Source organism: Senegalia massiliensis (assembly GCF_900626135.1).
In the GTDB taxonomy this organism is placed as follows: Bacteria; Bacillota; Clostridia; order Tissierellales; family SIT17; genus Anaeromonas; species Anaeromonas massiliensis.
This window is the reverse complement of sequence record NZ_LR130785.1, coordinates 1847775-1868744: the sequence shown is the minus strand read 5'-3', so window position 1 is coordinate 1868744 and position 20970 is coordinate 1847775. Positions and strand designations below refer to the sequence as shown.

Annotated in this window: 20 protein-coding genes and 1 other annotated feature; of the genes, 19 read left to right on the top strand and 1 reads right to left on the bottom strand. The window is 27.7% G+C overall.

Annotated elements, in window-relative coordinates; translation table 11 throughout:
- The first annotated feature begins 6 nt into the window (after positions 1 to 6).
- From E0D94_RS09445 to E0D94_RS09415, 7 genes are all read left to right on the top strand, one after another.
- On the top strand, positions 7 to 381 hold the full coding sequence (locus tag E0D94_RS09445; RefSeq protein WP_130807218.1) for an ornithine aminomutase subunit alpha: 375 nt from the start codon (positions 7 to 9) through the stop codon (positions 379 to 381).
- On the top strand, positions 371 to 2584 hold the full coding sequence (gene oraE, locus E0D94_RS09440) for a D-ornithine 4,5-aminomutase subunit OraE (protein WP_130807217.1): 2214 nt from the start codon (positions 371 to 373) through the stop codon (positions 2582 to 2584). Before E0D94_RS09445 ends, oraE begins: the two co-directional genes overlap by 11 nt.
- A complete protein-coding gene (locus E0D94_RS09435) occupies positions 2574 to 3938 on the top strand; it encodes a GlmL-related ornithine degradation protein (RefSeq protein ID WP_130807216.1) in 1365 nt (454 codons plus the stop codon). Before oraE ends, E0D94_RS09435 begins: the two co-directional genes overlap by 11 nt.
- 12 nt (positions 3939 to 3950) lie before the next feature.
- Positions 3951 to 5015 carry an ornithine racemase Orr gene (gene orr, locus E0D94_RS09430; protein WP_130807215.1) on the top strand — a complete coding sequence of 355 codons (1065 nt, stop codon included), beginning with the start codon at positions 3951 to 3953 and terminating at the stop codon, positions 5013 to 5015.
- 108 nt (positions 5016 to 5123) lie between these two features.
- Positions 5124 to 6389 carry a replication-associated recombination protein A gene (locus E0D94_RS09425; protein ID WP_130807214.1) on the top strand — a complete coding sequence of 422 codons (1266 nt, stop codon included), beginning with the start codon at positions 5124 to 5126 and terminating at the stop codon, positions 6387 to 6389.
- Positions 6390 to 6455: 66 nt separating this feature from the next.
- A complete protein-coding gene (locus E0D94_RS09420) occupies positions 6456 to 7547 on the top strand; it encodes a PfkB family carbohydrate kinase (RefSeq protein ID WP_130807213.1) in 1092 nt (363 codons plus the stop codon).
- The gene (locus E0D94_RS09415) at positions 7541 to 8458 is read left to right on the top strand and encodes a pseudouridine-5'-phosphate glycosidase (RefSeq protein WP_130807212.1); all 918 of its coding nucleotides are present in this window, start codon (positions 7541 to 7543) and stop codon (positions 8456 to 8458) included. Before E0D94_RS09420 ends, E0D94_RS09415 begins: the two co-directional genes overlap by 7 nt.
- A 30-nt stretch (positions 8459 to 8488) precedes the next feature.
- Here the strand turns inward: E0D94_RS09415 and gdhA are convergent, their stop codons facing one another.
- Positions 8489 to 9826, bottom strand: coding sequence for an NADP-specific glutamate dehydrogenase (gdhA, locus tag E0D94_RS09410; protein ID WP_130807211.1), 1338 nt, complete (start codon positions 9824 to 9826; stop codon positions 8489 to 8491).
- A gap of 200 nt (positions 9827 to 10026) precedes the next feature.
- Here gdhA and E0D94_RS09405 point away from each other — a divergent pair, with 200 nt between their 5' ends.
- The 12 genes from E0D94_RS09405 to E0D94_RS09355 all read left to right on the top strand — a co-directional run bounded on the left by E0D94_RS09405 (position 10027) and on the right by E0D94_RS09355 (position 20876).
- Entirely contained in the window at positions 10027 to 11655 is a 1629-nt protein-coding gene (locus E0D94_RS09405) for a sensor histidine kinase (RefSeq protein WP_130807210.1), read from the top strand.
- Positions 11656 to 11747: 92 nt separating this feature from the next.
- Complete coding sequence (locus E0D94_RS09400) at positions 11748 to 12191, top strand: RrF2 family transcriptional regulator (protein WP_130807209.1); 444 nt, start codon at positions 11748 to 11750, stop codon at positions 12189 to 12191.
- A gap of 72 nt (positions 12192 to 12263) precedes the next feature.
- Positions 12264 to 13424, top strand: a complete 1161-nt coding sequence (nifS, locus tag E0D94_RS09395) for a cysteine desulfurase NifS (RefSeq protein ID WP_130807397.1) — start codon at positions 12264 to 12266, stop codon at positions 13422 to 13424.
- Positions 13421 to 13840: a Fe-S cluster assembly scaffold protein NifU gene (nifU, locus tag E0D94_RS09390; protein WP_130807208.1), complete on the top strand. Its 420-nt coding sequence runs from the start codon at positions 13421 to 13423 to the stop codon at positions 13838 to 13840. Before nifS ends, nifU begins: the two co-directional genes overlap by 4 nt.
- A 133-nt stretch (positions 13841 to 13973) precedes the next feature.
- Complete coding sequence (locus E0D94_RS09385) at positions 13974 to 14492, top strand: PRC-barrel domain-containing protein (RefSeq protein WP_130807207.1); 519 nt, start codon at positions 13974 to 13976, stop codon at positions 14490 to 14492.
- 30 nt (positions 14493 to 14522) lie between these two features.
- A complete protein-coding gene (locus tag E0D94_RS14850) occupies positions 14523 to 14663 on the top strand; it encodes a hypothetical protein (RefSeq protein ID WP_165442917.1) in 141 nt (46 codons plus the stop codon).
- A gap of 51 nt (positions 14664 to 14714) precedes the next feature.
- A complete protein-coding gene (locus tag E0D94_RS09380) occupies positions 14715 to 15887 on the top strand; it encodes an AI-2E family transporter (RefSeq protein WP_130807206.1) in 1173 nt (390 codons plus the stop codon).
- Positions 15888 to 15933: 46 nt separating this feature from the next.
- Positions 15934 to 16129: a binding site (T-box leader), on the top strand.
- A gap of 47 nt (positions 16130 to 16176) precedes the next feature.
- Positions 16177 to 18816, top strand: coding sequence for an alanine--tRNA ligase (alaS, locus tag E0D94_RS09375; RefSeq protein ID WP_130807205.1), 2640 nt, complete (start codon positions 16177 to 16179; stop codon positions 18814 to 18816).
- A 94-nt stretch (positions 18817 to 18910) separates the two neighbouring features.
- Positions 18911 to 19144 carry an IreB family regulatory phosphoprotein gene (locus tag E0D94_RS09370; protein ID WP_130807396.1) on the top strand — a complete coding sequence of 78 codons (234 nt, stop codon included), beginning with the start codon at positions 18911 to 18913 and terminating at the stop codon, positions 19142 to 19144.
- Positions 19145 to 19209: 65 nt separating this feature from the next.
- Positions 19210 to 20196, top strand: a complete 987-nt coding sequence (locus E0D94_RS09365; RefSeq protein ID WP_341274566.1) for an aldo/keto reductase — start codon at positions 19210 to 19212, stop codon at positions 20194 to 20196.
- Positions 20197 to 20207: 11 nt separating this feature from the next.
- Positions 20208 to 20633: a Holliday junction resolvase RuvX gene (gene ruvX / locus E0D94_RS09360; protein ID WP_130807204.1), complete on the top strand. Its 426-nt coding sequence runs from the start codon at positions 20208 to 20210 to the stop codon at positions 20631 to 20633.
- 3 nt (positions 20634 to 20636) lie between these two features.
- Complete coding sequence (locus tag E0D94_RS09355; protein WP_130807203.1) at positions 20637 to 20876, top strand: DUF1292 domain-containing protein; 240 nt, start codon at positions 20637 to 20639, stop codon at positions 20874 to 20876.
- Positions 20877 to 20970 lie beyond the last annotated feature (94 nt).

Sequence of the window (20970 nt, the reverse complement as noted above, 5' to 3'; positions counted from 1 at the left end):
TATTAAATGAAAAGAGAAGATGATTTTAAACAAAGAAGAAAGCATTTAGAAAATCTATCTGAAAAAGAATTAGAAAATAAATTTTGGGAGTTAGCAGAAAAAATAATGGATCCAATAGTGGAGTTAGCAGAAAAAAACACTACTCCATCAATAGAGAGATCTGTAGTAATGAGAATGGGATTTTCTAGTATAGAATCAAAAGCAATAGTTGAAGGAGTAATGGATAGAGGTCTAATGGGAAAAGGAGCAGGAAATGTAATATATAAGCTATCAAAAGATCAAGATTTAGATATAAGAGAAACAGGTCTTAAGCTATTAGATGGTGAATTATGGGATAGAGCAATAGAAGTATTTAACGGAGGTGAAAGTCATGAATCTTAAACCAAATGAAAGATTAGATATAAAAGAATTACTAAAAGATTTAGATAAATATAGACCACGAAGAAGAGGATGGCAGTGGAGAAAAGGAACTGGAGAAAAAAGAAAAATAGGACAATTTGAATATTATGATACAGCAGAAAATTTAGATAGGAGTCAATCTTTACCATCTGCTCATTATTTTAATGATATAGATCCACAACCTACAAATGTAATTACTACAGAAATAGCATCTGGTAGATTTGAAGATGATATTAGAAGAATGCGTATGGCAGCGTGGCATGGAGCAGATCATTTGATGGTAATTAGAACTGCAGGACAAAGTCATTTTGATGGTTTAATTGAAGGAACACCACAAGGTATAGGTGGAATACCAATTACTAGAAAACAAGTTAGAGCACAAAGAAAAGCTTTAGATATAATAGAAGATGAAGTTGGAAGACCAATAAATTATCATTCTTATGTAAGTGGTGTAGCAGGACCTGAAATAGCAGTTATGTTTGCAGAGGAAGGTGTAAATGGCGCCCATCAGGATCCACAATATAATGTTCTTTATAGAAATATAAATATGATCAGATCATTTGTAGATGCTGCAAATGCAAAAAAAGTAATGGCGTGGGCTGGAATAGTTCAAATAGATGGAGCTCATAATGCAAATGCTACTGCAAGAGAAGCATGGAAAGTTATGCCAGAATTAATGGTTCAACATGCATTAAATTCAATCTTTTCTGTAAAAGCAGGAATGAAAAAAGAAGATATTGCATTATCAACAGTTCCTCCAACTGCACCACCAGCACCAAGTATGAGACTTGATTTACCATATGCTGTTGCATTAAGAGAGTTATTTAGAGAATATAAGATGAGAGCTCAACAAAATACAAAATATATGGGATCTTCTACGAGGGAAGCAACTGTAACTCATACTTTAAATTTATTAATATCAAAATTAACACGTGCTGAAATACAATCTACAATTACTCCTGATGAAGGTAGAAATGTACCATGGCATATATATAATATAGAAGGAACAGATACAGCAAAACAAGCTCTTGTAGGTATGGATGGCTTGATGGAAATGATAGAACTTAAAAGGGACAAAGGTGAACTTGCTGATAAAGTAAGAGAATTAAAAGAAAGAGCTATATTATTTATGGAAGAAATATTAGAAGCAGGTGGATACTTTAAAGCTGTAGAAGAAGGTTTCTTTGTAGATTCTGGAGAATATCCTGAAAGAAATGGAGATGGAATTGCAAGAAAAATGGATGGAGGTATCGGAAGAGGTACTATATTTGAGAGAGATGAAGATTATATGGCACCAGTAACTGCATTCTTTGGGTATAATAATGTAGAGCAGTACAATAAAGATGCAAAAGATGACCCTTCAAAATTAATTGATGGAGATACATTTAAAGATCCTGATAAAATAATTTATATAGACGAGCTAGATGAAAATGATAATGTTAATTTAAGACTTGCTGAAACAGAAGAATTAAGAGAGTCTTCAAAAATCAAACCAGAAATGGAATGGAAAGGTGACGGAATAGTACAAACTACTTTATTCTTACCTGTAGATGAAAGAACTGCTGAATTTGCAGCTATAGAAGTAGGGAAAAAGATGGGATTACTTGATGTTGAAATGATTCATAAAGAAGTTATGCAACAAGCAGAAGGTACAAGAGTAGAAATAAAAGGTAGAGTACCATTTGCTATTGATTTAGATGAATTAGTAATCCCTCCAAAGCCTCAGGTTATGACTGAAGATGAAATAAGGGAAGAGATCAATAATAACCCAATGACAATAGTTGCAGGTACAGTTGGTGAAGATGAACACTCTGTAGGACTTAGAGAAATCATTGACATAAAACATGGTGGAATAGAAAAATATGGAATAGATGTACACTATCTTGGAACTTCAGTTCCTGTAGAAAAACTTGTAGATGCCGCTATAGAATTAAATGCAGATGCAATACTTGCTTCTACAATTATTAGTCATGATGATGTTCATTATAAAAACATGAAAAATATTCATGATTTAGCAATAGAAAAAGGTATACGTGATAAATTAGTAATACTTGCAGGAGGTACACAAGTAACACCAGAAATTGCTGAAAAGAATGGAATGGATGCAGGTTTTGGTAGAGGTACTAAAGGAATCCATGTAGCTACAGCTTTAGTAAAAGAGAGAAGGAAAAAAAATGAAAATTAATGTTTTAGTTGCTGAAATAGGAAGTACTACTACAGTGATAAATGCATTTAATGGAATATTCAGCTCCCAGCCCAAATTTATTGGGCAGGGGCAAGCTGCAACAACAGTGGATGAAGGTGATGTAAATATTGGTCTTAATAACGCAATTGAAAGTTTAAAAGAAAATTTAAATATAGAGACCATAGAATATGATAAATTAGTTGCAACTAGCTCAGCAGCTGGAGGACTTCGTATGACAGTTCATGGACTTGTATATGATATGACTGTAAGAGCAGCAAAGGAAGCGGCACTTGGAGCTGGAGCAAATATTCATCAAGTAACTGCTGGAAAGATTAGAAGAACAGATATAAATAAATTAAAAGAAATAAAACCTAATATAATATTAATTGCAGGCGGAGTAGATTATGGAGAACGTGATACTTCAATATATAATGCTGAAAAGATTGCAGATTTAAAATTTGATGTTCCTGTTATATATGCTGGGAACATAGAAAATCAAGAAGAAATAAAATTAATATTTGAAGATTATCCTGGTAAATTATATATTGTAGAAAATGTTTATCCAAAAATTGACAAATTAAATATTGAACCTACAAGGAAAGTAATTCAAGATGTATTTGAAGAGCATATTATTCATGCACCAGGAATGAAAAAAGTAAAAGAAATGGTAAATGGTCACATAATGCCAACACCTGGAGCAGTAATGACCGCTTCTAAACTTTTAAAAGAAGATATAGGAGATCTTATTACACTAGATGTTGGAGGTGCAACTACTGACTTGCATTCTGTTACAGAAGGTAGTGAAGAGGTAAATAGAATTTTAATTAGTCCTGAGCCTTTAGCTAAAAGAACAGTAGAAGGTGATTTGGGTGTATATGTAAACATGAAAAATATTGTAGATAGAATAGGTAAAGATACTTTATCTAACAAGCTCTCAATATCTACTGAAGAATTAGATCACTTAATTGAAAACCATAAACCCATACCTACTAAGGACTTAGAGAAAAAGTTTGTAGAAGAACTTACAAAAGAAGCAGTTATTACTTCAGTAAAAAGACATGCCGGTAAATTTAGAGCTCTATATGGTGCATCTGGCAAAAAAACTGTTGCTGAAGGTAAAGACTTAACTAATATAAAATATATTATTGGTACTGGTGGTGCTTTAACAAGACTTCCTAATAGAGTTGAGATAATGGAATCTATAGCTAAAAGTAATAAAGGGGATGATTTATTCCCAACTAGTGAGGCTTCAATCTTGGTTGACAATAATTATATTATGGCATCCTTAGGTGTGCTATCTACTGAATATAGTGAAGCTGCACTTAAACTTTTAAAACAGAGCTTAGAAATTTAGTAGGAGGAAAATATGAATTATCCAAGTTTAATAATAGATAGTAAAAAATTAAAAGAGAATGTAGAAGTTCTTATGAAAATCTGTAAAAAGCACGGCATAAATGCTGGAGGAGTTACTAAAGTTTTTTCTGGAGATATAAGGTTATCAGAGATATTTGTACAAGGTGGAGTAAGCTTTCTGGCAGATTCTAGGATAGAAAATTTAATAACTCTTGAAAAGTTTAATTTACCAAAAATAATGTTAAGACTTCCTATGATTTCTGAAGCTGAAAAGGTTGTAAGATATGCTGATATATCTCTTAATTCTGAACTTTCAACTATAAAAGAGTTATCTCGTGAAGGAGAAAAACAAAATAAAGTTCATGATATTATTTTAATGGTAGATTTAGGAGATTTAAGAGAAGGTATATTTGAGGAAACAGAGATATATGAATTAATAACAGAGATAATTACATTAAAAGGAGTAAGGTTAATTGGATTAGGTACGAATTTAACTTGTTATGGTGGGGTTATACCTAGGAGAGATAATCTTCGTAAATTAGCTGAAATAAAAGAAAAGATAGAAGAGGAATTTGAAGTACAGATAGAAATATTATCTGGTGGAAACTCATCTTCATTATATCTTTTAGAAACAGATGATATGCCTGGTGAAATTAATCAATTAAGATTAGGAGAAGCACTAATTTTAGGAAGAGAAACTGCTTTTGGACATCAAATTACTGGAACTCATAATGATGTGTTTGAGCTTGAGGCTGAAATAATTGAATTAAAAAGTAAACCTTCAATACCAATAGGTGAAATAGGTATGGATGCTTTTGGTAGAAAACCATCTTTTATAGATAAAGGTAATAGAAAAAGAGCTATATGTGCAATAGGAAAGCAAGATATAGATGTTGAAGATTTATTTCCTAAAGATGAAAATATAGCTATAATTGGTCAAAGTAGTGATCATTTAATTATAGATGTTACTGATAGTATATCAATGTATAAAACAGGTGATATAATAAAATTTGGACTTAATTATGGTGGCATTTTAAAACTTATGACTTCTAGTTATGTATCTAAAAATATAATTTAAGAGATATATATTGAAAGCTATATAACTGGTGATATAATATAATATAGAATAAATTTAAAGGATATAAGAAATTTCTTATATCCTTAATTTTTTTGGAAAGGTGATAAAGTGAAACCATTAGCAGATATTATAAGACCTAAAAAAATAGAAGAAGTTATAGGTCAAACTCATATATTAGGAAATAATAAGTTACTAAAGAATATAATTCAATCAAAACATATACCAAATATGATTTTTTATGGCCCTCCTGGAACTGGAAAAACCACTGTTGCAAATATCATAGCAGAATCTACAAATAAAAAATTATATAAATTAAATGCTACTAATGCATCTGTAAAAGATATTAAAATGATAACAGAAGAAATAGATACTTTTCTCGCAAATAAAGGGATTTTACTATATTTAGATGAAATTCAGAACTTTAATAAAAAGCAGCAACAATCCTTACTTAAATTTATAGAAAGTGGAGAAATTACTCTTATATCTAGTACTACAGAAAATCCGTATTTTACAATATTTAATGCAATTATAAGTAGATCTACAGTATTTGAATTTAAGAAATTAAATAATGATGAAATAGTAGAAGGATTAAAAAGAGCTATATTTATTTCAGAAGAGAAAATAGTGAAAAGAGATATAAAATACGATGAGAAGGCTCTATATTATATTGCAAATATGTCAAATGGAGATTTAAGAAGATCATTAAATGATTTAGAATCGGCAATATATTATTGCTTAAATAAAAAAGAAATTTATATTGATTTAGATGTTGCTAAAGAATGTACTCAAACTTCTGGTTTTAATTATGATAAGTTTGGAGATAATCATTATGATACCCTAAGCGCATTTCAAAAATCAATTAGAGGTAGTGATGCTGATGCAGCAATTCATTATTTAGCTCGCCTTATAAAGGCTGGTGATTTAATATCTATATGTAGAAGGTTACTAGTTATTGCATCAGAAGATATAGGATTAGCTTATCCAAATGCAATCACTATTACAAATAGTTGTGTAGAATCTGCATATAAATTAGGGTTACCTGAAGCTAGAATACCATTATCTCAAGCAACCATATTATTATCAAATTCTCCTAAATCAAATTCAGCATATATTTCTATAGATAAAGCATTAGAAGACTTAGATAAAGGTAATATTGGTGAAATTCCGAATCATTTAAAAGATAGTCATTATAAAGGTGCGAAAAGCATGGAGAGAGGATTACAGTATAAATATCCTCATAATTATAAAAATCATTATGTTAGTCAAGAATATTTACCTGATGATTTAAAAGGAAGAAAATATTATAAAGCTGCAGATAATAAATTAGAAAATAAATATAGTGAATATCAAAATAAAATTAGAAAAAATACTTGATAAAAGTTTTAAAATAATATACAATGTAAGCATAAGCTTATAATATAAACTTAAGTTGGTGATGAAATGACAGGTAGAGAACGAGAAATTTTAAAACTTATAAGTGAAAATCCTCTTATAAGCCAAAAGGAACTTGCAGATATATTAAATATAAAACGTTCTTCTGTAGCAGTTCATATTGGTAACTTGATAAAGAAAGGTATAATAAAAGGTAAGGGTTATATACTCAATAATCAAGAAATAATAGTAATTGGTGGAAGTAATATAGATATACAAGGATTTAGTAATGAGAAACTAATTAGAAATGATTCAAATCCAGGTAAAATTGAGCTTTCTGTTGGTGGTGTTGCAAGAAATATTGCTGAAAATTTATCTTTATTAAAAGAAAATGTTAATCTAATTTCTGCAATTGGTGATGATATTTATGGAAAAAAAGTATTAAATGAACTTAAATTCTCAAATATAGTTACAGATAATATGTTAATTTCTAAAAAACATTCTACATCTACGTATTTATCAATATTAGACAATGATGGAGATATGGATGTTGCAATATCAGCAATGGATATTTTTAATGAAATAACATCTGAATTTTTAAGAGAAAAAGCTGGAATCATAAACATGTCTAAATGTATAGTGTTGGATACAAATTTAACTAAAGAGACTATAGATTATATTACAAATAATTATAGCCATAAAGATATATTTATAGATACAGTGTCTACTACTAAAGCATTAAAAATAAAAGATATCATAGGTAAGTTTCATACAATTAAACCTAATAAATATGAAGCTGAAATTCTTAGTGGAATAAAAATAAAAAGCAAAAATGACTTGGAAAAGGTAGGAAATTACTTCTTAAATAAAGGTGTAAAAAATATTATTATTACACTTGGTAAAGAAGGAGTATTTTATAAAAATGAAAATGCATCTGGTCATATCAAAAGTCCAGAAATAGATATAATTAATGCTACTGGAGCTGGAGATTCTTTTATGGCAGCACTTATATATGGATATTTAAACGATTTTTCTTTAGAAGAAAGAGTAATATTTTCAATTGGCGCATCAATTATTACAATGAAAAGTTATAATACTGTAAGTAGAGATATGTCTATAAATAATATAAAAAATATAATAGAGGAGATGAATATATGTTAAAAGAATATATTGAAATAAAAGATGAGGTTAAAAAGGCTTTAGATGAAAATAAACCAGTAGTTTCACTTGAATCAACTATAATTTCCCATGGAATGCCATACCCTCAAAATGTTGAAATGGCAAGAGAAGTTGAAAGACTTGTTAGAGAAAATGGAAGTATTCCAGCTACAATCGCAATATTAGATGGGAAAATTAAAGTGGGATTAAATGATGACGAATTGGAATATTTAGGGAAAGCAAAAGGTGTTGTTAAGACTAGTAGAAGAGATTTGCCTTTTATATTATCTAAAAAATTAAACGGAGCAACTACTGTAGCATCTACCATGATAATTAGTGAAATGGTAGGAATTAAAGTATTTGCAACTGGTGGAATAGGAGGAGTTCATAGAAATGCACAGGAAACATTCGATATATCTGCTGATTTAATGGAGCTTGCAAATACAAATGTAGCTGTAGTATGTGCTGGTGCAAAATCTATTCTTGATATAGGATTAACTTTAGAATATTTGGAAACTCATGGTGTACCAGTAGTTGGATTTGGAACTGATGAATTTCCAGCATTTTATACTAGAAAAAGTGGATTTGGAGTAGATTATAAAGTAGAAAACACAAAAGAGTTAGCAGAAGCTATAAATATGAAATGGAAATTGAATTTAAATGGTGGTATTGTAATAGGTAATCCAATTCCAAGAGAATATGAAATGGATAGTGATATGATAAATAATGTTATAGAAAATTCAGTAAAAGAAGCAGAGGAAAATAATATTAAAGGAAAAGAAGCTACTCCATATTTATTATCTAAAATAAAAGATGTAACTAAAGGGAAAAGTTTAGAAGCAAATATTAAATTAGTATATAACAATGCTATTGTAGGATCAAAACTGGCATATGATTTATTAAATTCTAAATAAGCAATAAAAAAAGCCTCTGCAGAGGCTTTTTTATATTACTCCTTGAGAAAGCATTGCTTCAGCTACTTTTATAAAACCAGCGATATTTGCTCCTGCTATATAGTTAGTTTTTGAACTATATTTCATAGCAGATGTACTAGTAAGTTCAAAAATATTTTCCATAATTTCTTTTAATTTTTCATCTACTTCTTCAAATGACCAAGATAATCTAATACTATTTTGACTCATTTCAAGTGCTGAAGTTGAAACTCCTCCAGCATTTGCAGCTTTAGCTGGTGCAACTAATATATTGTTTTTTAAAAATAGTTCGAGAGCTTGATTTGTACAAGGCATATTAGCACCTTCACCTATAAACTTAACTTCATTTTCAATTAATTTTTTAGCTTCTTCTGTACCTATATCATTTTGAGTTGCACAAGGTAAAGCTAAATCACATTTCACATTCCAAATATCTCTCTGATTTCCATAATATTCAGAATTGGGGTGATAATTTGTATATTCACTTATTCTTTGTCTTTTAATTTCTTTTATTGTTTTAATTGTATCTATATTTATACCTTTTTCATCATATATATATCCTTTTGAATCACACATAGCAATTACTTTAGCTCCTAATTGCTGAGCTTTTTCACAAGCATAAATTGCAACATTACCTGCTCCTGAAATTATAACTTTTTTGCCTTCTAATGAATGACCATTCTGTTCTAACATTTTTTTAACAAAATATATAAGTCCGTAACCAGTTGCTTCTTTTCTTACTAAGGAACCACCATATGTAAGTCCTTTTCCAGTAAATACACCTGCTTCGTAACCATTTTTTAATTTTTTATACTGACCAAATAAATATCCTATTTCTCTTTTTCCTACCCCAATGTCTCCTGCTGGTACATCTATATCAGCTCCAATGTGTCTAAACAATTCATTCATAAAAGATTGACAAAATCTCATTATTTCTCCATCAGATTTGCCCTTAGGATCAAAGTCAGCGCCACCTTTTCCTCCTCCTATGGGTAATCCAGAAAGAGAGTTTTTAAATATTTGTTCAAATCCTAAAAACTTAACTATTCCTGAATAAACTGAAGGGTGAAATCTTATTCCGCCTTTATATGGACCTATGGCACTATTAAATTGTATTCTAAAGCCTCTATTTACTCTTACTTTGTCGGTATCATCTACCCATGGTACCCTAAAAATTATTTGTCTTTCAGGTTCTACTAATCTTTCTAATATTCCTGTATTTCTATACCTTTCATTTTTTTCAAGTACAGGAGTAATTGAATTTAATACTTCTTCTACTGCTTGATAGAATTCAGGTTCATTAGGATTTCTTCTTTTTACATCACTTAGAACACTTTTTATAATCTCCATTTTATCAACTCCTTTTATATCTTATACCCTTATATATGTTAAAATATAAAAATATATTAATAAGCTTATAAAATTGTTTTTTATAATGAAATTTGATATAATTTTATTGCTATAATATGACAAAATAACTAAAGATTCGATACAAAAACTTTATAAAGCTGTATTTCCTGGGGAATACAGCTTGGGGAGAAGTGAATTCAATGGGATTTCTTAAGGAATTAATTAATAGTAAAATAATTAGGAAAAGACTGATAATAATAATAGTACTTTTAATTTTTATACCATTAATTTTAAATATGATATTTTTATATCATCAAAATGTAGAATTATTGAAAGAAGAAAGAGTTAGAGCGTTGGAACAGACACTATATAAATCGTCTCAAGCTATAAGTTATGAATTTATATCTTTACAAGAAACAATACGTGAAATAGCAAATAATAACTCTTCTAATGCGTCTTTATATAGATATAATAGTTTAGAAGATAAATATAAAGTTAGATTAGATGATTACCTACATAATATTTTAGTTGAGGCTAAAAAGAAAAATAAATATATTGAATCTTTATTTTTTTTAAGTAATTCAGGAGAGATATTTTCAACTGAAGATGAAGAAATAGAAATCTCTAAATTATTAGATAAGGATATACTGGAGAATTTTTCTCAAAATAAAAATCAACAAAAATGGATGTACAATAAGAATAATGATTTAACTGTTATAAATAAATTGTCATATGTTTTACCAGAAGCAATTATTGAAAAAAATGGATTACAAGGAAGAGATAAAGTTACTCAAACTGGATTATTGTTAGGAGTTATTAAAACTGATGATATACGTTCATTATACAATGATATTCCAATGATAGATTTGAAGGATATAGTTATATATGATAATAATGAGAAAGTTGTGTATAATAGAAAAATTAATTATAAATTTACTAAAGAAATAGATAGTACAGTATCTTCATCTTCAAACATAGAAACAAAGGAATTTCATTATGATAATGAAAAATTATTGTTAGGTACTTCAAAAATTGAAGGTACTAATGGATTATATTTATCAATAATTCAATCATTAGATCCTATATCAAAAAAATCAAAAATATTTCTAATAGATAATTTTATATTATTAATATTTGTAGGTTTGTTATTAGCTTTATGGATAATTAGTGAATTACTGTTTTTTTCTAAATTAATATCTGATAAAGAAATTACTAGTTATAAATTAAATATTGCAGAAGATACTAATATTAAGCTTAGAATGTATAAACACGATTTTTTTAATCAGCTTCAAATAATACAAGGATTAATAGAGATGAAAGAAAACAATAAAGCAAAACAATATATAAAGGATATAGTAAAAGAAGGTACTTTACTAACTAAAGAATATAAAATTGGGATACCTGAAATTGAAGCTACAATTTATTCTGCTGTAAATAAAGCAAGAAAAAATAATATTGATGTAGATCTTAATTTAGAAAAATTGCCTAATAATATAAATATAGATATATATGATTTATCAAAAATATTGACAAATTTATTGAAAAACTCTATAGAAGCATTAAATAATACTGATGAAGCTTACAAACTATTAAAGATTGAAATTAAAGAGCAACTGGGAAATTATATTTTTTGTGTATATAATAACAAGCCTGTGATAGAAAAAAGTATAAAAGATAAAATTTTTGATAAAAATTATTCTACAAACACAAAAAAAGGAAGAGGATTAGGACTGTATATAGTAAAAAAACTTGTTGAAAAAAATAATGGTAATATAGAATTGGTAATTAAAGATGGAAATTATTTTATTGTTAAATTTCCTATTGAATAGATTATTCGATATAATATTGACAATGATATTAGGTTATATTATACTATTACTATAATACCAACCTATATAGTAGGAATTGAAAGGGTGATAATATGAAATTATCCACAAAAGGTAGATATGGCTTAAAAGCAATGTTTGAGTTAGCTTTACATTTTGGAAAAGGACCACTTCCTCTTAAGGGTATTGCAGAAAAACAAAATATATCTGAACATTATTTGGAGCAATTAATTGCAACGCTAAAAAAAGATAGCTTAGTAAATAGTGTGCGTGGAGCCCAAGGTGGGTATCTATTAGCGAAAGAGCCAAAAAATATAACTGTTGGAGATATAATAAGGTCACTAGAAGGAAGTATTGCACCGTCAGACTGTGTAATAGAAGGTGAAGCTGTGGATTGTCCTAAAGGAGAATATTGTGTAACCAGAGGAGTATGGATGAAAATCAGAGATAGTATTAATGATGTAATAGATTCTTTAACACTTCAAGATATGGTAGATGAACAAAAAAATATAGATGGTAATTATATGTATTATATCTAATTATGAATTTTATTATAAAAGGGTAGAATGTGATGAAAATGAGGAGATGATGAATTGAATAGAGAAATATATATGGATAATGCTGCTACTACTCCTGTAAAAAAAGAAGTTTTAGATAGCATGATACCTTATTTTACAGGATTTTATGGAAATCCTTCAAGTATATACAAAAAGGGTAGAGAAGCAAAAAAAGCATTAGATGAATCTAGAGAAAAAGTTGCAAAAATATTAGGTGCTAATTCTAGAGAGATATACTTTACTAGTGGTGGTTCTGAATCAGACAACTGGGCAATAAAAGGAGTAGCATTTGGAAATAAAGATAAAGGAAATCATATTATTACTACTAAAATAGAGCATCATGCTGTTCTTCATACATGTGAATATTTAGAAAGAAATGGATTTGAGATTACTTACTTGGATGTAGATGAGTATGGTATGATTAATCTAGAAGATTTAAAAAATGCAATAACAGATAAAACTATATTGATAAGTGTAATATATGCTAACAATGAAGTTGGAACGATTCAACCAATATCAGAAATTGGTAAAATAGCAAAGCAAAATAATATATATTTTCATACAGATGCAGTTCAGGCAATAGGAAATATAAAAATAGATGTAGATGATTTAAATATAGATTTATTATCTTTATCAGCACATAAATTTTATGGTCCAAAAGGTGTAGGAGCATTATATATAAGAAAAAATGTGAAAATTCATCCATATATACATGGAGGAGCTCAAGAAAGAAATAGAAGAGCAGGTACTGAAAGTATAGCAAATATTGTAGGACTTACAAAAGCATTAGAAATTGCATACGAGAATTTAGAATCTCATAATGAAAAATTAATATTATTAAGAAATAAATTAATAAAAAATATAATGGATAATATAAGTCATGTGAAATTAAATGGTCATCCTGAAAAAAGGTTACCTGGTAATGTGAATGTATCTTTAGAATTTATTGAGGGCGAAGCATTACTTTTGAGTTTGGATATGGTAGGAATTGCGGCATCTAGTGGTTCTGCATGTACTTCTGGTTCACTTGATCCTTCACATGTACTCCTTGCTATGGGTTTACCACATGAAATAGCTCATGGATCATTAAGACTTTCATTAGGAGATTTTAATAATGAAGATGAAATAGATTATGTTGTAGAAAATCTAAAAAAAATAGTAGATAGATTAAGAGCTATGTCACCGTTATATGATAAATTAAAGGAGGACAAATAATGTATTCAGAAAAGGTTATGGATCATTTTACTAATCCTAGAAATGTAGGAGAAATTAAAGATGCAGATGGCATAGGTGAAGTAGGTAATGCTAAATGTGGAGATATTATGAGAATGTATCTTAAAATAGAAAATGATAAAATAGTTGATATAAAATTTAAAACATTTGGATGTGGGTCTGCAATAGCATCATCAAGTATGGCAACAGAACTTATAAAAGGTAAAACGATAGAAGATGCTTTAAAAATAACTAATAGAGCAGTTGCTGAGGCTTTAGATGGATTACCTCCAGTAAAAATGCATTGTTCAGTACTTGCTGAAGAAGCTATAAAAGCTGCTTTAAAAGATTATTCTGAAAAAAGTGGAATAGAAATAGAAGCATTGAAGGACTTTAAACCAAAAGAACACCATCATTAAGCTACTGTTAACAGTAGCTTTTTTTATAAAATAAAATAATAAAAAAAGTTTTAAAAGGAATAATAAGTATATAAATAATAATATAAAATACATACCAAAGCGAGGTGTAATATTGAAAAGCACCAAAGAAATAATGAGATTAAGTGTAATTGATAATACTACAGGAGAAAAAATAGCTAATATAAAAGATATAATTTTTTCTAAAAAAAAACTTAAAATATTAGCACTTTTAGTTTCAGATGAAGGTATATTTAAAGAAGGAAAAATAATAAGATATAAAAATATATTTAATATTGGAAAAGATTTTATAGCCATAGATAAAAAAGACGTAGTAGAAAAATTAAAAGAGTTTCCTGAAATAGAAAAAGCTGCCAAAGAAAATATTCAATTTATTGGATTAAAAGTAATAATAAAAGATGGAGAAATTTTAGGATATATAAATGATATAATATTTAATAAAAAAAATGGTAATTTAGTAGGTTTTGTTCTTACTGATGGAATAATACAAGATATTTTTGAAGGTAGAAATATTATACCATGTATGAATAATATGAAAATAATTGAAAATACTTTAATATTAGATAAACAATTTAAGGATGAATATGAAAAAAACAAAGTTTATTACAAAAAACTTCTTGAGTTAGATTTGTAATTTAGCACAAACTAATATTGAGGTGATAATATGAATAGAAGATTCATGAATGGTATAATTGCAGGTTCGATTCTATCTGCTGCAGGAATGTATGCATCAGCTAGGATGAATCCTAGACAAAGAAGAAAAATGATGAAAAATACCAGAAAAATGTTTATGAATATGTTTTAAATAAATCAAGGCAGCTTTAGCTGCCTTGATAGATATAGGGGGAATGTAAATATGGACTTTAATTTTATTTTAAATGTTTTAAAAGAAATATCAATTATAATATTACTATCTTTTTCAGCTTACTTTTTAATTAGATTTGGTAACAAATATTTAGATGAAAAAGATGGTATACATATAAGTAAAAAACGAATTGCTGGATTAAGTTTATTATTATTATTTATAATTATTTTTTATTTTATGTTAAATATTAGTGGACTTAGAAGTATATTAATTACAGTATTTATATCTATAGCACTTGCATATATTATAAATCCTATAATTAATTTTTTAGAAAAAAAGAAAATTAAAAGAGGATTTGGTATATTATTAGTTTATCTAATAATTCTAGGGATTATTTATATGATTTCAGTACTAATTTTCCCAGCAATATTTAAAGAGGTTAAAAACTTAATTGAATTATTACCAAAATATTCAGATGAAGTTAGTGACTTTGTAAATAATATATATAATAATTATTATAAAAATATTGAGGATTTACCATTTGGATTAGATCAAATAAAAAGTAGTATAGAAGATAACATATCAAAGGTTCAAAGTATTTTAGTAAATACTGCAAAAGGAACTATGGATTTTATAATGTCTTTCTTCTCTAAAGCTTTAAATGTTGTACTAATTCCTATAATTGTATTTTATCTAGTTAAGGATAAAGAATATTTCAAAAAGAATATTGTCTTAACTATACCAAATAAGTATAGAACTAATATTGTAAGCTTATCTCGTGAAATAGATTATTCTTTAGGTAATTTTATTAGAGGTCAATTAATGATAGCAATATTTGTAGGTACTTTAACTGCTGTAGGATTACTTATATTAGATGTGAATTATGCATTTACAATAGGTCTTATTGGAGGAGTTACTAATGTTATACCATATTTTGGACCAATAATAGGTGGAGCTCTTGCCATGTTATTTGCACTATTAGATACTCCAATTAAAGCATTATGGGTTTTAATTTTATTTGTAATTATACAACAAGTTGAAGGTAATATTTTACAACCTAAAATAATGGGAGATAAAGTAGGGCTTCATCCAGTTGTGATAATTATAGCTTTACTTATAGCAGGAAATTTATTTGGTATTATTGGGATGCTACTAGCAATACCGATAACAACTACTTTAAAAATCATTTTAACCCATACTATCCAGAAAATAAGTAGTATGTAATGTTGACAAACATATTAATAATTCTTATAATTAATATAAAAACATATTAATAGCTATGATGGAGAAAAGTATATATATAATTATCTTTAGAGAGAGTATGTTTGGTGAAAATACTTGATAAGAATGTATAGAAGCTACTCTTAAGCTTAATTCTTTAAAAAAGAATTCGGATAAAACCGTTATAAATCCAAGAGTAAACTATTTTTAAATAGGGTGGTACCACGGCAAAGCTCGTCCCTAAATGCGGACAGAGTCTTTGTCTTTTTTATTGAAGAAAAGGAGAGATTAGATGGAAAAATATAATTTACATGAGATTAGAAAAAAATACTTAGATTTCTTTGAAAATAAAGGGCATTTAGTAACCAATGGTTTTTCACTTGTGCCAAAAGATGATAAAAGTGTACTTTTAATAATTGCTGGAATGGCACCTTTAAAACCATATTTTCTTGGGACTAAAGAACCTCCAAAAAACAGAATGGCTACATGTCAAAAATGTGTACGAACAAGTGACATAGAAAATGTTGGTAAGACAGATAGACACGGCACTTTCTTTGAAATGTTAGGTAACTTTTCATTTGGTGATTATTTTAAAAGAGAAGCAATAAACTGGGCTTGGGAGTTTATGACAAAAGAACTGAATATATCAAAGGAGAAACTTTGGGTATCAGTATATTTAGATGATGATGAAGCATACAATATTTGGAATAATGAAATAGGTGTTTCTAAAAACAAAATAGTGAGATTAGGAAAAGAGGATAATTTTTGGGAACTTGAAGTAGGGCCTTGTGGTCCATCTTCAGAAATCTATATAGATAGAGGAGAAAAATATAGTTGTGGAGATGAAAACTGTAAACCAGGTTGTGAATGTGATAGATTTGTAGAAGTTTGGAACTTAGTATTTTCACAATTCGATAAAGATGAATTAGGAAACTATTCAGAACTTCCCAATCCAAATATAGATACAGGCATGGGGCTTGAAAGAATAACAGCTGTTTTAAATGATGCAGATAATATTTTTGAGATAGAACCGATTAGAACTATAATAAAAGAAATAGAAAAAATTACAAACCAAAAATATAAAAACGATAATAAAGATGATGTATCAATTAGAGTAATAACTGATCATATACGTGCAATATGTTTTTTAGTATCTGATGGAGTAATACCAAGTAATGAAGGAAGAGGCTATGTTTTAAGAAGACTTATTAGACGTGCATCTAGACATGGTAAGTTACTAGGTATAAAAAATAGCTTTTTATCTAATTTATCAGATGTTGTAATAGAAAATTGGAAAGAATTTTATAGTAATTTAGAAGATAAAAGATTACAAATCAAAAAAATTATAAAGATTGAAGAAGATAAGTTTGAAGAAACAATAGATCAAGGTATTGAAATATTAAAAAAGTATATTGATGATATGAAAAATAATGATGAAACAATTTTAGATGGATATAAGGCATTCAAACTTTATGATACTTATGGTTTTCCATTAGATTTAACTAAAGAGATTTTAGAAGATGAAAAATTAGATGTAGACGAAGAACAGTTTAATTTAGAGATGGAAAGTCAAAAAAATAGAGCAAGAAGTGCAAGAGATAAGGATAATAAAAACAATTGGGATAGTGATGTTAATTTTGATTTTAAAATTAATACAAAAACCAAATTTGAAGGTTATGAAAAATTATCAACTGAATCAAAAGTAATCGCTATTATAAAGGGAAGTCAATCAATTGAAACTTTAAGTCCAGGTGAAGAAGGATATGTATTATTAGAAAATAGCCCTTTTTATGCAGAAAGCGGAGGTCAAGTAGGAGATAAAGGAATATTTAAAAATGATAAGTTTAATGCGTATGTAATAGATACTCAGAAGAAGAATGAAAAATTATTACATTTAGTAAAAGTAGAACATGGATATTTGAAAGTTGGAGATAACTTAGAAGCACATGTAGATAGAGATAGAAGACTAGATATAGCAAAAAATCATTCTGCAACACATTTGCTTCACAAAGCATTGAAAAATACCTTAGGACAACATGTGAATCAGGCTGGTTCTCTTGTTACAGATGATAGACTTAGATTTGACTTTACTCATTTTGAATCTTTAACTAAGGAAGAATTAAATAAAATAGAAAGAGAAGTCAATGAAAAGATTTGGAATTCATTAGGTGTAGAAGTGGTAGAAACTTCTATTGATAAGGCAAAAGATATGGGAGCAACTGCATTATTTGATGAAAAATATGGTGAAAAAGTAAGAGTAGTAAAAATGAATGATTATACAATTGAATTATGTGGTGGAACTCATGTTAATAATATTAGTCAAATAGGTATGTTTAAAATATTAACAGAATCAGGAATAGCATCAGGTGTTAGAAGAATTGAAGCAATAACTGGAAGGAAAGCATACGAATTTAATTTGTCACTTAACGATAAACTAAATACTCTATCAGAGGTTTTAAAAACTAATAAAGATAATCTAATAGATAGGGCTCATGATATAATGAATGAAGTAAGAAACTTACAGAAAGAAATAGATAGGCTTAATTCTAAACTTGCAAATTCAAAATTAGATAATATTTTAGAGAATGTTTATAATATAAATGATGTAAATGTAGTAACAAAGAAAATAGATGGTATTGATATTGATGGCTTAAGACAATTAGGAGATAAAATAAAAGAAAAGTTAGACAAGGCAGTAATAGTCTTATCTACTGAAAAAAATGGAAAAGTGAATTTTATAGCTACTGCTACTGAAGATGCAGTTAAATCTGGTATTCATTGTGGCAATATAATAAGAGAAGTTGCAAAAGTAACCGGAGGAGGTGGAGGTGGAAGGCCTAATATGGCTCAAGCTGGAGGAAATGAACCTTCTAAAATTGAAGAAGCTTTAGATTTAGTTAAATCATTAGTGGAATCTCAATTAAATAAATAAATCTCATTGAAGTAAGAGTATTATTGATATATAATAATATTATAAGATTGTTATAAAAAGAGGGGTGTTTTTTGTGAGTGATATAAATGAGACAATGAAATTTAATGTGTCAGAAGATGATAAGAATAAAGCAGAGGATATTTTAGTATATGTATATCATGCATTAGAAGAAAAAGGTTATAATCCTATAAATCAAATGATAGGTTATATTTTATCTGGAGATCCTACTTATATAACAAGCCATAATAATGCTAGAAGTAAAATTAGAAAAATGGAAAGAGATGATTTATTAGAAGAGTTATTGAAAAATTATTTAAAGAATAAATAATATTATAAAAATAGCAGTATTTGATAAATCAAATACTGCTTTATTTTTTATAAATATATTATATTTTGGAAATATATGATACAATAAAGATAGGTGAAAATATGGAAACGGTTAAGTTAGGAAATACTAATATAGAAGTATCTAGATTATGTTTTGGATCGCTTACTATTAGTCCTCTTCAAAGAAATTTTTCATATGAAAAAGGTGCAGAACTTATTAAATATGGATTTGATAAAGGGATTAATTTTTTAGATACTGCAGAATTATATAATAATTATGGTCATATAAATAAATTTTTGGAGAAAATAAATAGAAAAGAATTTGTTATAGCCACAAAATCTTATTCATACTCTAAAGATACTGCAAAAGAGAGTTTGGATAAGGCCTTAAGAGAATTAAATACAGATTACATAGATTTATTTTTGTTACATGAACAAGAAAGTGAACATACTATTAAAGGGCATTTTGAAGCAATAGAGTATTTTTTGAAAGCTAAGGAAAAAGGACTTATAAGAGCAATAGGAATTTCAACTCATAGAGTTGAGGGAGTTTTAGCTGCACTTAAATATGATGAAATAGAAGTAGTTCACCCAATAATAAACAAATTAGGTATTGGAATTCAAGATGGAACAACTGTAGATATGATAAAAGCAATTAAAAAATGTCATAATATTGGTAAGGGTATATATGGAATGAAACCTTTAGGTGGTGGACACCTACTAAATAACGTTGAAGAGGCATTTAACTTTGTACAAGATATAAAAGAAATAGATTCTATAGCTATAGGGCTTCAATCTAGAGCGGAAATAGATGCAAATATAAATTTATTAAATAAAAGATATATTGATAGTAATTTAAAAGCGAAAATTAGAGATACTAATAGGAAACTTCATATAGCTGAATGGTGTATTGGATGTGGAAAATGTGTAAGTGTATGTAAACACAATGCATTAAGTATAAAGAATAGTAAATCAATTGTAGATTTAAATAAATGCGTATTATGTGGTTATTGTGGAAAATATTGTGGTGAATTTTGTATAAAAATAATTTAAGGAATGATTAAATGGGAAGATTATTAGGGCTAGATGTAGGTGATAAAACCATTGGAGTTGCTGTAAGTGATCCATTGGGATTTACTGCTCAAGGTATAAAAACTATTAAAAGAACAAGTATAAAAAAAGATTTGGAAGAAATGGTAGAAATAATAAATGAAAAGCATGTATCAAAAATAGTTATAGGTCTTCCAAAAAATATGAATAATACTTTAGGACCTCAAGGAGAAAAAGTAAAAAAATTTGCAGAAAAATTAAAAAAATATATTGATATAGATATAGTATATCAAGATGAAAGATTGTCTACGGTTTCTGCAACAAAAACTCTCATAGAAGCAGATGTTTCCAGAAAAAAAAGAAAAAATGTTGTAGATAAATTAGCTGCAGTATATATATTACAGACTTATTTGGATACAATAAGTAGAAAGGAGAAATGAGAAATGGACAAATTTAAATTTTTAGATGAAAATGGTGTTGAGCATAATTTTGAAATAATTGATTTCTTTGAAGTTGATGATGATGAGTATGCTGTAATACAGCCAGATGATATGGAGGAATCTCTTTTATTAAAAGTAGATTATGATGAAAATGGAGAATCTTTTTTATGTGAGATTGAAAGTCAAAAAGAGTTTGATGAAGTAAGTACATTATATTTAGAACTTTTAGATGAAAAAGAATAGAAAATTATAAATGATATTATTATCAATTGATTATTAATATTAGTTGATATTGACATTCAACTAATAAAAGTATATGATTATAGTATATTTAAGG

Coding starts and splice junctions, on each gene's coding strand:
- E0D94_RS09445 (WP_130807218.1), top strand. CDS start 7: ATGAAAAGAGAAGATGATTTTAAACAAAGAAGAAAGCATTTAGAAAAT.
- oraE (WP_130807217.1), top strand. CDS start 371: ATGAATCTTAAACCAAATGAAAGATTAGATATAAAAGAATTACTAAAA.
- E0D94_RS09435 (WP_130807216.1), top strand. CDS start 2,574: ATGAAAATTAATGTTTTAGTTGCTGAAATAGGAAGTACTACTACAGTG.
- orr (WP_130807215.1), top strand. CDS start 3,951: ATGAATTATCCAAGTTTAATAATAGATAGTAAAAAATTAAAAGAGAAT.
- E0D94_RS09420 (WP_130807213.1), top strand. CDS start 6,456: ATGACAGGTAGAGAACGAGAAATTTTAAAACTTATAAGTGAAAATCCT.
- E0D94_RS09415 (WP_130807212.1), top strand. CDS start 7,541: ATGTTAAAAGAATATATTGAAATAAAAGATGAGGTTAAAAAGGCTTTA.
- gdhA (WP_130807211.1), bottom strand. CDS start 9,826: ATGGAGATTATAAAAAGTGTTCTAAGTGATGTAAAAAGAAGAAATCCT.
- E0D94_RS09405 (WP_130807210.1), top strand. CDS start 10,027: ATGGGATTTCTTAAGGAATTAATTAATAGTAAAATAATTAGGAAAAGA.
- E0D94_RS09400 (WP_130807209.1), top strand. CDS start 11,748: ATGAAATTATCCACAAAAGGTAGATATGGCTTAAAAGCAATGTTTGAG.
- nifS (WP_130807397.1), top strand. CDS start 12,264: ATGGATAATGCTGCTACTACTCCTGTAAAAAAAGAAGTTTTAGATAGC.
- E0D94_RS09385 (WP_130807207.1), top strand. CDS start 13,974: ATGAGATTAAGTGTAATTGATAATACTACAGGAGAAAAAATAGCTAAT.
- E0D94_RS14850 (WP_165442917.1), top strand. CDS start 14,523: ATGAATAGAAGATTCATGAATGGTATAATTGCAGGTTCGATTCTATCT.
- E0D94_RS09380 (WP_130807206.1), top strand. CDS start 14,715: ATGGACTTTAATTTTATTTTAAATGTTTTAAAAGAAATATCAATTATA.
- alaS (WP_130807205.1), top strand. CDS start 16,177: ATGGAAAAATATAATTTACATGAGATTAGAAAAAAATACTTAGATTTC.
- E0D94_RS09370 (WP_130807396.1), top strand. CDS start 18,911: ATGAAATTTAATGTGTCAGAAGATGATAAGAATAAAGCAGAGGATATT.
- ruvX (WP_130807204.1), top strand. CDS start 20,208: ATGGGAAGATTATTAGGGCTAGATGTAGGTGATAAAACCATTGGAGTT.
- E0D94_RS09355 (WP_130807203.1), top strand. CDS start 20,637: ATGGACAAATTTAAATTTTTAGATGAAAATGGTGTTGAGCATAATTTT.